This is a genomic window from Bariatricus sp. HCP28S3_F11 (assembly GCF_052065395.1).
Lineage (GTDB): Bacteria > Bacillota > Clostridia > Lachnospirales > Lachnospiraceae > Allocoprococcus.
The window spans coordinates 1-16028 of sequence record NZ_JBQHUC010000046.1; the positions used below are offsets into that span (position 1 = coordinate 1).

14 protein-coding genes are annotated in these 16028 nt (G+C 34.4%); 4 read left to right on the top strand and 10 right to left on the bottom strand.

The genetic code is table 11. The features are described from left to right. Positions 1–35 precede the first annotated feature (35 nt). From ACTNBR_RS14875 to ACTNBR_RS14915, 9 genes are all read right to left on the bottom strand, one after another. Positions 36–2420: a penicillin-binding transpeptidase domain-containing protein gene (locus ACTNBR_RS14875; RefSeq protein WP_441018992.1), complete on the bottom strand. Its 2385-nt coding sequence runs from the start codon at positions 2418–2420 to the stop codon at positions 36–38. Positions 2421–2511: 91 nt separating this feature from the next. Then, positions 2512–3489 carry a D-alanyl-D-alanine carboxypeptidase family protein gene (locus ACTNBR_RS14880; protein WP_004613127.1) on the bottom strand — a complete coding sequence of 326 codons (978 nt, stop codon included), beginning with the start codon at positions 3487–3489 and terminating at the stop codon, positions 2512–2514. A gap of 398 nt (positions 3490–3887) precedes the next feature. Beyond that, positions 3888–5090 (bottom strand): DUF6070 family protein, encoded by a 1203-nt coding sequence (locus ACTNBR_RS14885; RefSeq protein WP_441018994.1) that lies wholly within the window; start codon positions 5088–5090, stop codon positions 3888–3890. A 459-nt stretch (positions 5091–5549) separates the two neighbouring features. Next, on the bottom strand, positions 5550–6458 hold the full coding sequence (locus ACTNBR_RS14890) for a ParM/StbA family protein (protein WP_117636665.1): 909 nt from the start codon (positions 6456–6458) through the stop codon (positions 5550–5552). Between the two features lie 66 nt (positions 6459–6524). Beyond that, a complete protein-coding gene (locus ACTNBR_RS14895; protein ID WP_227155665.1) occupies positions 6525–7130 on the bottom strand; it encodes a hypothetical protein in 606 nt (201 codons plus the stop codon). A 104-nt stretch (positions 7131–7234) separates the two neighbouring features. Continuing rightward, positions 7235–7531 carry a hypothetical protein gene (locus ACTNBR_RS14900; protein ID WP_117636675.1) on the bottom strand — a complete coding sequence of 99 codons (297 nt, stop codon included), beginning with the start codon at positions 7529–7531 and terminating at the stop codon, positions 7235–7237. 11 nt (positions 7532–7542) lie between these two features. Further along, a complete protein-coding gene (locus tag ACTNBR_RS14905) occupies positions 7543–7863 on the bottom strand; it encodes a hypothetical protein (RefSeq protein ID WP_004613165.1) in 321 nt (106 codons plus the stop codon). A gap of 7 nt (positions 7864–7870) precedes the next feature. Beyond that, the gene (locus ACTNBR_RS14910; RefSeq protein ID WP_117636668.1) at positions 7871–9139 is read right to left on the bottom strand and encodes a Y-family DNA polymerase; all 1269 of its coding nucleotides are present in this window, start codon (positions 9137–9139) and stop codon (positions 7871–7873) included. A 48-nt stretch (positions 9140–9187) separates the two neighbouring features. Further along, entirely contained in the window at positions 9188–9523 is a 336-nt protein-coding gene (locus ACTNBR_RS14915) for a hypothetical protein (protein WP_441042725.1), read from the bottom strand. A gap of 247 nt (positions 9524–9770) precedes the next feature. Here ACTNBR_RS14915 and ACTNBR_RS14920 point away from each other — a divergent pair, with 247 nt between their 5' ends. Further along, entirely contained in the window at positions 9771–10169 is a 399-nt protein-coding gene (locus tag ACTNBR_RS14920) for a cytidine deaminase family protein (RefSeq protein WP_441018998.1), read from the top strand. 298 nt (positions 10170–10467) lie between these two features. Here the strand turns inward: ACTNBR_RS14920 and ACTNBR_RS14925 are convergent, their stop codons facing one another. Next, positions 10468–10800 (bottom strand): replication initiator protein A, encoded by a 333-nt coding sequence (locus ACTNBR_RS14925; RefSeq protein ID WP_311736401.1) that lies wholly within the window; start codon positions 10798–10800, stop codon positions 10468–10470. Between the two features lie 1174 nt (positions 10801–11974). Between ACTNBR_RS14925 and ACTNBR_RS14930 the strand changes: the two genes are divergently transcribed. From ACTNBR_RS14930 to ACTNBR_RS14940, 3 genes are all read left to right on the top strand, one after another. Beyond that, positions 11975–13078 carry a radical SAM protein gene (locus ACTNBR_RS14930; RefSeq protein ID WP_441019000.1) on the top strand — a complete coding sequence of 368 codons (1104 nt, stop codon included), beginning with the start codon at positions 11975–11977 and terminating at the stop codon, positions 13076–13078. A 369-nt stretch (positions 13079–13447) separates the two neighbouring features. Then, complete coding sequence (locus ACTNBR_RS14935) at positions 13448–14278, top strand: methyltransferase domain-containing protein (RefSeq protein ID WP_083655179.1); 831 nt, start codon at positions 13448–13450, stop codon at positions 14276–14278. A 129-nt stretch (positions 14279–14407) separates the two neighbouring features. Further along, the gene (locus ACTNBR_RS14940; RefSeq protein WP_171332418.1) at positions 14408–15586 is read left to right on the top strand and encodes a hypothetical protein; all 1179 of its coding nucleotides are present in this window, start codon (positions 14408–14410) and stop codon (positions 15584–15586) included. Positions 15587–16028: the final 442 nt, after the last annotated feature.

A 16028-nucleotide genomic window follows, 5' to 3' on the forward strand; every position in this document is an offset into this window, starting at 1 on the left:
TACGTTGGTACGGCACATAAGCAGGGATACAATGCTTACGAAGCAATCAAAAATGCGATCTCAGGCCACCCTGATTTCATCTTTGAATAAGGGTGGTTCTGAATAGTTACAGTTATCTTAGGTTTACTTTCGGTTAACTCAATTCCACTTTTTTCATCTAAATCAAACATTTTCGCGTACTCTTGTATATAATTTAGTGCCTGTTTATCCGAAAATTCATCATTGTCTATCATTCCTAAACGATATGACACTTCACATAAATAATCATTACATGAATTCTTCAATGCGCTATCTACACCATTAACAGCCCCATGCCCTGCATGGTTCCAGCATTTTAAAGGTGGATCTACTTTATCAAACACTCCATCGCATTCAACCATGGTTGACTCATCTATTACACCTTCTTCTAATCCCGCAATAATTGTAACAGGTTTAAATGTTGAGCCTGGTGCTGATAACTGTTGTGTTGCACGATTAAATAAGGGTAATGATGCATTATTATATATTTTATAATAATATTTGTTATCCATTTGGTTTGCTAAACGATTATTATCATATCCCGGATAAGATACACATGCTAGCACTTTTCCTGTTGCGGTATCTGTAACAACTGCTGATCCCGAACATGGATCTAACGCTAAATCCGCTGGCGTAATTTCAAGTTTCTGTATTTTTTTAATTAACAAATCAAAAGTGGTAATTAGCCCTCGATTCCAGTTTTCGTAATCCCCATCTTCAGGATTTAAAAATTGCTGTTCATATAATAGCCTAACGATATCATCTGGCAATATCTCATCGTTGAGTACCAAGTATTTATTTATTAACTCATCAAACTGACTATTTTCCTGTAATTTATTTACTATAAAAGAGACCAATGATTCATAGATTTCATCTTTGTTCAAGTATTCTTCTTCTGACGCAATTATATCTGAATTTATGTTTCCAACACCAATTTGGTCATACAAATAGTCTTTCATTGATAATTCTCCTTTTTCCCATTTTTCAACTAATTCTTCATTATTGTTCTTGTTATTTATAATGTTCAAATTATCAATGATAAAACTCTGGTATTCTTGATTTTCAATTCCCAATTCATTATATTTCGTTGACAATTCTCTTAAATCTTTTTCAATACCTTGAACCACTTCACTTTTCTTTTTCAGAAAAATTTGAAAAAACTTTCTCTCTAATTCCGAAGCATCCTCTTCTCTTAATTGTTCTAAATCAATAACGCCATTGTTTAAAAGTGCAATATACACATCATATATTGGAATTTTTATTTCAGTAGTATCATCTACCCCTTTTTTATCAAAAGTTTTTGTGTTAATCAGATGTTGCACTAATATATCGGCTATCTTCCTTTCTAATGCTTCATATGTTTTTTTCTGTAATTCAACATCTATGCTTAAATATACGTCTTTTCCTGCTCTCGGTTGCTGTATTACTCCAAGATCTTGTGTAGTTCTCCCTGTATTATCTACATATACTTCCTTTTTCCCATCTCTTCCTTGAAGAACTTGATCTAAATATTGCTCCATTCCAGATTTACCCACTATGGAATTAATGGTTAATTTACTATCATCCCTTTCTTTTAACTCCTCGGATGATATAGTGCCTGTGTATCCTAATATAGAGGAACACGCTTCTCCTCCTTCATACACTCGTATTGTATCCTGTTTAATATCAACTCCTGAAATATCATATTGATTTTCCATAATGGCAACAACAGTTTCATCTGATACATCTTTTGCCACTGTTACTGAAAGATATTTTTGATATGCCTGTAAAGATAATGCGTAGCGTATATTTAAAATATCAAGTAGATCACTTTTTTCAAACTGTTGCGGTAATCCATAATCTTTTTTTTCTTTATCTGTATACTTCTTCTCTCCTTGCGCAAAAACACAGAACTTATCTGATAAATAAGAGACTATTTCATCTGCTGTAGAATTTCGTTCCTTAGCTTCCATATCGTCGATGTTCGCTTTTCCATATACATCTGCTTTAAATCTTTGAAGCCAAAAATCATCTACAGAAAATTGGAAATTACCGTTTGGATCTATTATAATTTTTAGACTAGTTTCTATGCTATCTCCTTTACTTTTTATAATACGAATCATCTGATAAATTTTTGAATTCAAATTCAACTGTCGCTCTCGATCTGAATTATAAGTTTCTTGATCTTCGAATGTAACCGAATTAGCTAACTTATTTGTAGCAAGTGGTTTGCCATTACGATCATAAATATTTCCTCTTGCTCCAGATAGTACAATTTCTCTTTTCGTTTGTAAAATAAAATTATTTTCGTATTCTTGTCCTTTCACAATCTGTAATTGAAACAACCGTACTATTAAAATCGAGAACATTATAAAAAAAACAATTAATAGGACTAAACTTCTTGGTATTTTTAATTTCTTCATAATTTATTTTCTGAATTTCCAAAGAATAATCTCTGAAGTACTCCTTTTTAATATTTCCTCCCTGCATTTGTATGATTATAAATTTAAAAAATCATTGCGATTGTAGTTGATTATATAAATAAAAAGCATCATTTACATGAAATGGTTCTGTATTATGATTTCCTTCTGCATTTACTGTTATAGCAATATATTTTCGACCATTAACAATCGCTTCTGAGGCTAAACAAAGCCCTGCCTCATCTGTATAACCTGTTTTTCCTCCCACAATTTCACCCTCATCCAACTCCCATTGATCTCGTAGTTTAAACATACTACTATAAAAAGTAAAACCACTTAAATGCTGGTCTGTCGGCGCAACAAAATAACTTTTTGACTGAAATATATCATTAAAAGTTTGATTTTTTAATGCATACTGTAAAAGAATTCCTATATCTTTCACTGTAGTATAGTGAGATTCATTATGTAATCCTGTTGCATTCATAAAATGTGTATTATTCATTCCTAAATCTTTAGCTTTCTCATTCATTAGTTCTACAAATGCTTGTTCTGAACCAGCAACATACTCCGCTAAAGCAATTGAACACTCTCCCCCTGAAGGCAAAATGTTTCCATACAATATGTCAATTATTTTTGCATTTTCACCAGGTAGAAAGCCCGCCATTGACGCATTTTGGGCATATAGTTCATCAAATATTTCTGGCTCTAATGTAATAGTTGCTTCCAAATTGTTTATATTTTCAATTGCTAGAATACATGTCATTATTTTCGTTAATGATGCTGGAAATATTTTTTCATCCTGTTGAAATTGAAATATAACTTTACTGTCATCGAGACTGATTACAATTCCAGCACTACTATGTAGCTGATCTAAATCCAGTTTCCGCTGTTGTGTCTGAATAACTAATGGTTTTACTGTTTCTTCAGATTTTTCTTCTATTTTCTCCCTCTCTTGCGGATTGAAAATTTTTAATAAGACTAACAAACTGATAAGTATTATAAAAAGCAAACTTTCTATTATCCAAACTATCTTTCTATTTTTCTTTTTTACTTTTTTTCTTCTCTTACTCATATATACCTTAATCTTCTTTCTATAACCTGATAACTAAATATTCGTTTACAAAAACCACGCGTGTAAGACTTATAGCTAATAAATCTTTTTTATTTTTACAGGTGTCATATTTAGAAGTATATATATAACACCACGAATCTTACACGCGTAAGACATTTATAATATTACATCCGTAAGATTGGAATGTCAATATATTTTTTTCTATTTCATATTCTACGTGATCATGTTATTTGACCTTTTGCAAATTACCTGCATTGATTTTAATTCATCAAATATACCTTAACTTTAAACGAAACATGTCTATAATATTTGAGGGCAGAATCGCAAAAATACGAATCTGCCCTCAAATATTATAGTGCAATGCTTAGATATATAATTTAACTTGTTGAAATTCTTTTTCAATACTCTTCGTATACTGGAATATCTAATTCAATTTTCTGTACTTTATTAGACAAATATTGACAAGTTCCATCGCCATACGGTTTAATGACAATTTCATTTTTAAAAGCACAATCAGTATTCCTATCTGGCCATACAGCATCAACATATAGCGTGAGTGTTCCATCACTATTATCCAAATAATCTACTACTTCACCAAAAGGGGATGTTCCTCGATAAAAAAAGGTTCCACTATCATAGGTATTACTTTCCATATCATATCCACAATGCTTTCGCAATTCTTCTATTGTAACAGGTAAACAAGCTATCATAACATTTTCATATATTTCTGCTGAAATTCTCCCTGAATCTTTCTTTAATTGTTCACCTGTATGTACCTGATATAAATCCTCAAACAATCTAGGTAATAATATCGTTTCTACATTACTTTCGTCCCAATTTTGAGTAAGAAAATTATAGTTCAAATAGTTAAATACAGAAACATATTGATCAGTTAATATTCGCAATGTGTCCGATAACGGTTTTACACGATAATATTCTTTTAGTGCTGCATGTGCAACAATATACTCATATGAATAGATTAGATATCCTTTTGATGTGTATTCTATTTCAGCAATATTGTTCGCTGTTCCGTTTGATATTTCAGCTTGTTCTCCTTTTTCCCAAGTAAGAGTCATTGTAAAAGTTTGCAACACTTTATTTCGATATATAAAAGTTTCAGAACAAAAAGAACCATCATTATTTACCTCATATATTGTAACATCTGTTTCTCTATCCTCTAAATAATCCAGATAAAATTCTTCCACTTTTTCATAATTTTCCATATTCATATTTTCAGCCACACATACCAAACCATTTTCGCCAAAACGCTTTTTTATCTTTTTTACTTCCTCTCTTGAAATACTCTGATATCCTGTTGTTTGATCAATAATTGGATGATAAATATCCTTACATTGAGTTACTATTTTTAATAATTGATTTCGAAGTTCTTGCTTCTCTTTTTCTGTTAAAATACATTTCGTTTCTTCTCTAATAAATGGATTTTGGATATTCTGTTCTTCTTTTTCTTCTAACTGTTGATATACTTTCCAATTGTCTTCATTACCTTTTTTTTCTTGTATCTTTTCTTTGCAACTGGTCAAAGCATATAATATAATCAATATTGTGAGAAGTATAATCATTATCTTCCACTTTTTCTGCATTTTTTCTTTCTCCTTAATATTACATTTGTAAGACAAAATATAATATTATATGTATATAACTATAAAGTCAAGATTATTAGTATAAATTCAAAATTTAGATATTCTGAATACAAAAATTTAAAGTTCTATATATTTTAAGTAAAAATCTATAGTCAATTTATACGCCTTTTAATTTCCCTGTCTACAATTTTTTAATCACTAAATTTTTCCTTATGACACAAATAATTGCGTAAAGGAAAAGATATCAGTCAAAACAATCTCCATTTAAAGATTTTTAAAAAAAATTTATAAAAACACTACTTTAACAACAGACTTGTGAAATATTATACTCCACAAGTCTGCCTGTTTCCTTTTATTATGTTTATTAAGTGCCTGTATAAAATAGCACTTCTTATTCTCTTTATGCTTTTCTATGGTTTCGGTCTTTCCTATTAGGCCGGAAAGAAAATACCGGACGTTTCATCGTTTCAAAATCTGCCCTGCAAGCCTTTCAAATCCTGCAGCGTTTAAACATACGTCTGGCAGGGTGATAAGCCGACACAGGCGGTCCTGGGGGCTTACGTTGCGTTCAAAAAGTCTTGCTCCCCCTCCCAGAAATACAGCCGGAACTGCCTGCAGATCGAAACCGGCCTCCATGATGGCAGACACGATCCGCTTCACATACTGTCTCCCATAAGTAAGTATAATGTTCTTTGCCTCTTCAGAGATGCTGCAGCTCTTTCCATTCAGAACACGTTCCACCTGTACTTCTGTGATCGACAAACCAGTATCTCTGCGGACTTGTTCCAAAATCTCGTCTTGACAACGGATGACTCCCATTTCCAGACTCCTGCAGGTTGCTGCATTTGGAACACCATTATCCAGTCGCATAATGTCAATAGTCCAACCGCCAATGTCTACCAAAAGAACAGAAGGTTCATCCCGAATGATCTCCGGGTGCATTGCTACGACAGAATAGCCCTGTGGAAACAGTCTGACATCCAAAACCCGGATTTCATAGATTTCCCCTTCGTATTCAAACACTACCGGATTTTTTCTTTCCAGCAGGTAATCCCGAAAATTTTTCTTTTCCCGTCCGAAACTGGTAAGCGGGAGGCCAGCGGCCAGCACCACCTCCGCTTTCCGGGGAGCCTTCCGGAATCGGATTTCCTGTGCGATAGCTGCAAGTGTCAATAAATAGTACTGCTCATTCTCGGTCTTGGTACGCAAAAGCGGCTGTCTCCCTGTACCGCACACATAATATTTCCCTTCTATCTTCAACACTCCACGATTGGTATAGGGTTCATGTTCATATCTTACAATCCCTGATGGGAAACAAATATGCGCTGTTTTCATGACAGAATAGCCATGATCTACTCCAATAATCATGCAATTCCTCCTTTTTGCAGACAAAAACACCGCCCCCGAAAGGACGGCATTTCTTCATTACTCTTCTTATTCTTTTATCATTGCTAAAATATCTTCCATGCCATATTGATAAGCTAACTCCCCGTATCTCAGCCACTCGGCATTGAGAGCAGAGAGATAATTATCAATGACTATAATGATTTCTTCTGAAAGCCCCATACTACGCAGTTCTTGTTCATATTGAAACACTTCATCCCTTTCTTTTTGATATTTTGGATCAAAGCGGAACTCCTTTTCTGCTTCTTCCAATCGGAACTGCCTCATACATTCCAAAATTTCCTTTTTTCTTTGTTCCGGTTCCCTTTCCTTCGTTTCTGAGATCTCTTTTAATAACTTTTGGTAATGGAACATATCTGCTTGTCCAAAGTAATAATAGTATGCCCGTTCCAGCATTTCCCGGTTAGATGACAGCTCGCTGTAGGTTTTAAATACCTGGTATTCCTCATCATTTAAAGTTACCCCGTTATTTCCATCAATCAGTTGTATGATAGCTGGATACTTTTCACACAGTTCTTTCATTTGCCTGGAATAGTCTTGATAATCTCTATTATATCTTTTCAAATAGAACACTACCCGATTATCCACCATAGACTCTAAAGTCCCTGCCCATGCTTCTTCCGGTGACAGTTTCATAGGCACATCCTCCTTTCCAGCACAACAGGATACCATATTTGTGCCAGAAAGCTATTCACAATACTACACAAAGAATCTGCTCTCTTTTGTAGCAACTATCCAGCTTATTTACATTCTGATTTTTCAAAAGTACCCTCCCTTTCCTGCATTTGTTTTACCATCCAATATCGGATTCCAAACACATACTCGCAAAAATCGTCCAGCTGTTTTAACGTATATTGATCCAATGATATACGTTTCATCTTCTCCCATACTTCATATCGGTATCTGGGTAGGTCAGAAATATAGGTACAGCCAATACAATTTTTCATTCTTTCAAACAAATCCTGTTCTCTCTTTTCTATCAGCAGACTATCCCCCTTTCTCCAAAAGAAAAACAGCCTGTCCAAGCTCATGTTCATTTTAGGCTGCTTCACATCATCTCATTTTCTTTGTCAATATCATATAAATCATCAATACAGATTTTCGTATTGACGATCTGTATCACTCTGGCGGATGTATCGATTCGGGACACCATCCCTTTTTTCTGCAGATATTCTCCTTTGAAGAAAAACACTGCCGTGACTACATCATTTTTCTTAATCTGTCGAAGTTTCCGATCCAGCTCTTCCTGGTACTCTTCCGGCAGTTCTATTTTGGGTACTACGATTTTCTCTTTTTTTCGAAGCGCTTCTGGATAACCTTTTAAAGCAGCAAATGGCATAAATTGTTTTGCTCGGTCTTCTCGGTTCATACGTCCTCTATGTTCCACTTTTATGCCCTCCTATCTGACGGTTCCGTTCCATCGTAGTGGCTCCTGTCTGCAGGTCCATCCCTCTCAAGATAGCGTTTTTCCCGAACTTTTCTTTAATATCCAAGATAGCCTCCTGCATCCGATGTTCCCGTTCTAATTCCGCCGGATCTGTGAACAGGTCATACTGCTGATACTGCTCATCTACCACCTGGTTAAAGGTTACAGTCATTCGCCGGACGGAAGTATACGGATCTACAATCTGACAATATAATTTTTCCGTAGCCGCAATAATTTGTCTGGCTGAACTGGTACTATTCCGTAACCCTATGGTCCCGTGTGCAGGTTTCTTCTCCAGCCGGTTACTGTATCCTACATGCAGGGTGATGGAATCTGTGACCAATCCTTTCTCCACCAATTCCAGACAAAGAAGGTCAGCCATCTCTTTCACCACAAGTTTCCCTTTTTCAAAGGTATAATCGCACTCCAATACCTGCCCGCTGGAAAGGGAATTGGTCTTTGGTCTGTAAGATTTGATATCCTGCATGGTAGTGCTTTCCCTGCCCCAGGCGTGATCGATCAGTAATTCCGCATCTACCCCAAACATCCGGTAAAGCATGTCTTCATCTGCATGGGCAATCTCTCCTATTGTCCGGATACCTGACTGCTCCAGCCGGTTAGCAATCCCTTTTCCCATTCTCCAAAAATCTGTCAGTGGCTTATGATTCCACAAAGTCTTGCAATAGGATTCTTCATCCAGTATCCCAATATGATCCTCTACATGCTTTGCTGTGATATCCAATGCAACTTTGGCCAGATACAGATTTGTTCCAATCCCGGCAGTCGCAGTAATCCCGGTATGTTCAAGAATATCTTCCATGATCCTTACACTCAGTTCTTTTGCAGACATCTGATACATTGCCAGATAATCCGTTACATCCATAAACACTTCATCGATACTGTAAACATGTATGTCTTCTTTGGAAATGTATTTCAGATAAATCGCATAAATCTCTGCCGAATAATCAATATAAAGCTGCATCCTTGGTGGAGCCATGATATATTCAATCCCTTTGGGTATTTCAAAAACCCGACATCGACCTGGAACGCCCAGTTTTTTCATTGCCGGGGAAACCGCAAGACAGATAGTTTTATCTGACCTTTCTGGATCTGCTACTACAAGATTCGTAGTCATGGGATCTAATCCTCTTTCCCGGCATTCCACAGATGCATAAAAGGATTTCAGATCAATACAGACATAGGTTCTATCCTTTTGCATGTTCCCACCTCCTCCAGATTAGTATCCGCATTTCTCAGTTATTTTCATTCAGAACCGGATAAAATAATCCCTAAAAGAAATGTTACATTCGTCCATTGCTGCTACAAAATGAAACTGTTTTAATATACTTCTTCTTGCAGTTGCATATTCCTGTGCTTTCATCAAAACTGCCTGTACTTCAAAATCCTCATAGATATGCTCTAAGATCAGAGTAAGCAATTCATTAAGCATCTTTTCATTTTCATATTCCGGTAATAGATCGATTCTCAAAATCCCAATCTTAGAACCATCTGCAGAATATTTATAAGACGGACAGATCTCTACCATTCCAGCAATTTCTTTTTGTTTCTGATCTACAATGGTAAAACGTACAAAATCCCTCACTTGGTATCTGCTTTCCCAAAACTTCATACATTCTAAAAATTTCTCATAGTCTGTATGCCACGCTTTTTTTGCTGTTTTTTCGGTTGGTTTACTAAAGCATTTTTTCACTTCCTTTACTTAAAAATTTTGCAAAAAAAAAATCCTCGTACTGAAACTTAAAGTACGAGGATATGTATTCAGATTGATTTGTTTGGTGAGGTTGTGGTATAATTGTTTTATTAAATAAGAGTTTGACGAGGTAGGTATTATGTGGAACAAATTATATAATGCAGCGGTTAAAGTTCAAAACAGCCGAACGATTTCTCCATTTATAGATGCAGGTGGTGTAGTAGCAGCCATTCTTACAAAACAAGGAAATATTTATGTTGGAGTCTGTATTGATACTGCCTCGACACTCGGAATGTGCGCAGAAAGAAATGCTATTGCTAATATGATTACCAATGGTGAAAGTCAGATAGATAAGGTAGTTGCAGTGATGCCCGATGGCAGAGTTGGTTCTCCATGCGGTGCATGCCGGGAATATATGATGCAATTAGATAAAGATAGTGGAGAAATTGAAATTCTGCTCGACCTTGACAATCAGAAAACGGTTAAATTAAAAGATTTAATCCCTGATTGGTGGGGAACACATAAATTTACAGAATAATCGAGAAAACTCAATTAATTAAACTGAATATTTGACCTGCTCTCCTTGTGAGGGCAGTTTCTTTTTATCAAAATCGCCCCTAATAGCAATGGGAATGAGCATCACAAAAATGTTCCTGATTTTTATAAATATTTAACGAGCCGAAGAAGAAATGCGTTTGTCTTATCAGTTTTTCGCATTCAGCCTATACGCCATATATACTTAAAGTTACTACTAACTAAATTAAAGATATATTCTCTTTTCTCGGTTGGTATATAACTTTCAGTCTTACTCTGCTCAGTATTATTACTTGCGAGTTTTAAGGAGACTCAGCGCTTATTTTTGGCACAGTTAAAACATACAGCTTTGCAGGTTTGCCTTTACCCTGATATTTACGACGAAGCAGATTATGTTTTTCAAGCTCACGCTGTAACCTGGTTGCTTTATCGTGTCCGCAACCGAGCATTTCACTTGTCTCGGCAATGGTGTAAAAGATAAAGACCTCACCATTTTTATCACACCAACCGTTTATTGCGGATAACTGCATCCTGTCGAGCATTAATCCGTAAAGCAACTTTGCCTCTGCAGATAAATCCTTATACTCATCTGTAAACAGCACCTTCGGCATTTTGAAGAATGATTCATTATCCACAATCTTTCACGCTCCTTTTTGATACATAGTTGCAGGATATAACCACAGCTCTGAAACTCTGCTTACAGCTGTTGACACATCTTCTGCAAAGCTCGTTATAACAGATTCTGTTTCGTTCATTCAGAAACAGGCTCCATTCTGATTTTTTACTTTTTGTCATTCTAGGAATAACTATCACACTCCTTTTTTACTGTAGTTTTTTGGGTTGATTTTTGATGATTATTTCGTCTGTAATGAGTTTTATTTTGTTGGTATGGTAATTTCATTAACTACATATCAAAAGCCTCTTTTTTGCCGTTTCACCCGAAATAGTTCCTGCCCCGGAATCTCACCGCGGTGTTGCCTCGCTCATATCATCGCAAAGTCGTATCACTTTCGGACGGTCATTCAGTTGTCAAGATGCACGAGAGAAAATATCCCTCAAGGGGTGACTTTTAAAACACCGATTTTTGTACGTTTTTTCAAAACTTTTTTCAAAAAGTTGAAAGTTTGTAGCGTTGCACAAAAACGCCCTTCACTTGGTAGGCATTTTGAAAGCCTGAAAAAACGACTTTTTTTGAAACTTTTTTATTTTCGTTTAAATTGCACAACAAAAAAAGCCGTCACATAGATAGCACAAATAGCGGGAGGACATTTCATCCTCTCGCACAGTTTGCACTGAAACTATGTAACGGCTTAAACTTTAAGCTCTGATTGCCCGTATGTTACTAACCGAGTATCGGACTATACTTTTTCGGTCAGATAATATGTGTTGGCATGCAGCCAATAAGTAAAAAATATGTGTTTCAGTTTGTATTCAGTTGTAAGGCAAATACATTATTTACCAATTTACTATTATAAAGAACATTTGTTTATTTGTCAATAACCTTCCCGAAAAAGAAAAGATGGTGTCGTTTTTTTCGATACCACCTAAAAAAATCAACAATTTAGAGTATGTGATTTAAACAGAAAATAATAATTCAGTTATCTTTCTACACAAGTTTTAGACAGCATTATTAAATTTCTTTCTGACAAATATTTTACATAAAAATTCGATACATATATTTTTAGAGTATTTTTAGTATTTTAAGTAAAATAGATATGTAGATTATTGATTTTTTGTTTTAGAAATGTTATTATAATAATGGTAGTTTATCGTATTTTGTAATTATATTTCTCGAAAGGTATTGATGATATGAAAAATAAAAACACAATAATTATCACTGAAGAAATGATAAATTCGGACCCATACGGTTATACATATAAAGAAATTTGTGATTGCGTTGGAGAAAAAAAAGCTCGATCGCTTATGCATGCCCTTTATAAGGAAAAGCCCCAAAAGAAATATCAAACAATGAGCATTAATGATATTTATAATGGCGGTGACACAAGAAAATACTCTTTCAAATTAAAGGATGGTTACTGCGTTGAAACTGTTTGCATAAAGAGAAAAACAGGTGTAACTGTATGTGTTAGTACAATGGTAGGATGTCCTGTCGGTTGTATTTTTTGTGCATCTGGAAGTAATGGATTTATAAGAAATTTAACTCCTTCCGAAATTGTGCAACAAGTAACATTACTGAAGGAAAAAGTCAACAGAATTGTATATATGGGAATGGGTGAACCATTTTTTAATTATGATAATGTAATTAAGTCAATTCATATACTAAGAGATAGAAATGGGCTTAATTTCCCCACAGATGGAATTAATATTTCGACAGTAGGTCCTTTAGAACAATTAAAAAAAATAAGAGAAGAACATCTGAAGATACAACTCACCCTCTCTCTTCATGCAACAAATCAAAGAACAAGAGATATAATTATACCTCACATGAAAGGTTATGACATAAATAAGATTGTTGAATCTGTTTTATCATATTCGGAAAGACATAACAGAAAAGTAACAATTGCTTATTTATTGATTCCTGGTCTAAATGATAAAGCAACTGATGTACGTCAATTAGGAAGATGGTTTCGTGAGAAAAATGTTTTGATAAATCTTTTGCAATATAATGATACCGCAAATTGCAATATTAACAGGCCAAACAAACAACAATTAGTTGCATTTAAATTGCGACTTGAAGCGGCTGGTTTAGAAGTAAAAATGAGAGAATCACGAGGTAATAGCATCAAAGCTGCCTGCGGTCAGTTGGTTAGTAACACAAACGAGAAGAATAAGCAACACAATTCAATGGGGAAGGATTTAGGTTTTCACAATCGTTCAAAAAGCAAGAAAGAGAATCCTAAAAGCAAGCACAAAAATACATTTTCTAAAATTAATTACAAAACAAAACACTAAATTAACCGTATTTTGTTTGTGATGCATAGGCGATCTGTTTTTTTGTCTATCAACAATTAGAGTTACAAGGAATCTATTATGGAATATAAATGTTTATCCGATTTTTTGTTTAATCTCTGTCCGAGATAAGTATTGGTGAATAAAAATATTCCTATAGGTAGGATAATTATCGACAAAGAAATTTTCTCTGGAGTGGGAAAAGCAGACCAAAGTATGCTATAATGCAATAAAATAGTTATACAAACTTGAATTTGAGGAGGTGATAAGATGACAGCATATATGAGATTAAGATAATACCGCGAGTTGTGTTGCGGTACATCCGTATTACATAACTCGCTTTCGGGCAAGAATGTAATAATGGAGGATGTCATGAATAAAATTATTAGATTTAATGACAGCGAAAAGCTTTTTCGTTGTCCAATATGTAAACGAAAGTTAAAGATGGTAGGCAATAGTTTGCTGTGTAGTAATAAGCATTGTTTCGATATTTCTAAATTAGGATATGTGAATTTTGCATTAAATCAAAAGCAATCTAAGCATTATAGCAGAACTTCTTTTGAAAGCAGAATGGATATTTTAGAAAAGGGATACTATTCACATATTCTTACGGAGATAACACATATATTGAGCAAGCTTGAAAACATAACAACTATTCTTGATGTCGGATGTGGTGAAGGATATTATTCTAGAAAAATCAAAGAACTATTTCAAGCAGATATAGTTGCTTTTGATATTTCAAAAGATGCCATTTCCCTTGCTTCAAAAAGAGACGGTAGTAAGTCTATAAAGTGGTTTGTGGGTGATTTGGAAAATATGCCAATTAGAGACCACTCAGTAGACTGTATACTGGACATATTTACACCAGCTAATTATTTGGAGTTCAATAGAGTTCTGACGGATAGCGGCTATATTGTAAAGGTTATTCCTGGGAATAAACATCTGATGGAGTTCAGAAACATTGCAAAAGAACATTTGAAAAATCAAGAGTATTCCAATGAGAATGTGATTAACTTATTCAAGAAGCAGTATTCTGTTATTTACCAAAAAAGAGTTTCAGAATCATATGAAATGCCGTTAGAGGATATTAAAATTTTTGCAGACATGACCCCACTGCTCTTCCATGTAGATAAAACTGAGATTGATTTCAAAAAGCTAAAAACTTTGACGATTGATGCAGAGATATTTGTGGGAAGTCTATAACGCTTGAAACTTTCAGTTTGACGGAGCAACAAATTCCAATTTGTTGAACTGAATAGCACATACTGACCGATAGGAACAAGGATGAAATATACCTTGTTCCTTTTCGTTTACCCAGGGCATTCATAGAAAATGAATAAACAGGTCAGTTATGCATACCAACACTTATCTCGGACAGAGACTTTGTTTAAAGGAGAAAATAAAAATATTAATATAAGTGTGAGCAAAAATAGTCCAGTTAATGCCTCCTTAAGTTTGGATGGATACAAACATTCAATGGTTCAAATAATAGCATTAACTATTGCACTCAAAATGAAGACTGTTATTGTTAATCCACCTATAGTAAGTGATACATATGTTTTTATCGCAATAATAAATGAACTAGGTGGTACTGCAAAAATATATAACAAACGTTTGTTTATTGACGCAAGTACCATATGTAATGCCAACATTCCTTTCTTTTTAGGAAAGTGTATTCATGGTTCTATGTATTTGTGCCCGGCGCTATTAATTGCATTAGGAAAATTTGAATATTATGGTTCTGGAGGTTGTCAAATTGGTGATTCGATAGATTCACATAATAGACCATTTTCTCATATTGCTTCAGTGATTGAATGTTTTAATCACAAAATAAGTATAGAATCTAATAGAATAATAGGTAATTTTGGTGACAATAGCGATATAACCGAGTTAGATATAAAAAATTTTTCATACTCTAGCGAAGATTTGAGTGGACCGCTTGTAGGAGGGGCCACTAAAACGGCATTACTTTTATCTGTTAACAAACAAAAATTTATCATAAAAAATCCATATTTAAAAACGGATGTCTATGATATGATTGATTTTTTGCGCTTAATAGGTAAAAAAATTGACATCTCTGATAATTCTATTGTCTGCAGTGGAAATGTTATGGCTTCTTCCAATCAGTATATTGAATTTAATCTAACTCAATGCATAAGTGAAATTATAACATATTCCACGTTAGCTTTAATAAATAATACAAATTTGACATTTTTAGATTTAAACAAGAAAACAATTTCGCTAACTTTAAAACCTGAGATAGATATTCTATTGGCAATGGGAGTATCTATAAAATGGGAAAGAAACAATTTACATATACAAAAAAAGGGCGATATCAAAGGCTTAAACATTGAAGTAACCCCTACAACCATCCAAAGTGATCATCAACCTTTTTTTGTTCTGCTTTCTTTATATGGTTCAACTGATTGCTACATCATTGTAATAACTCCGTTTTTCCTGGTGCAAAAAACTTACCAGAGAATCAAGCAATTTTTGAATATTACGATTTAATGCTTCAAAGTATCTCTTCGTACTCTTTTCAAGCCATGGCCCACTTAGATTTTCCTCGAAGGTATTTTGATAGTTGGGAAATTCCTGAAAAAACAATTAATTCAATCCTTGAGCTAATGATAAAGAAAGAGATTTTATTAGAGATTAATACCTCTTCAATTTCTAATGACTGTACAGAACCATTGCCATCATATAATATTATAAAAAAATATATTGAGTTAGGCGGAAAAAAAGTTGTGTTAGGGTCAGATGCACATAATTGTTCGTTTTTAGGCAATGGATACGATTGTATTAGAAAAAACCTGCCTCTAGAATTAGAAATCGGGTATTTTGCAAATTCCGGCTCATCTGACCACGCATTCCGCTAAGAGCTGATCAGTCTTTCCGGATGTAACTGAACGCGTTTCCGCTTCAGCTGATCAATAAGTTTTCAACGTGTTAT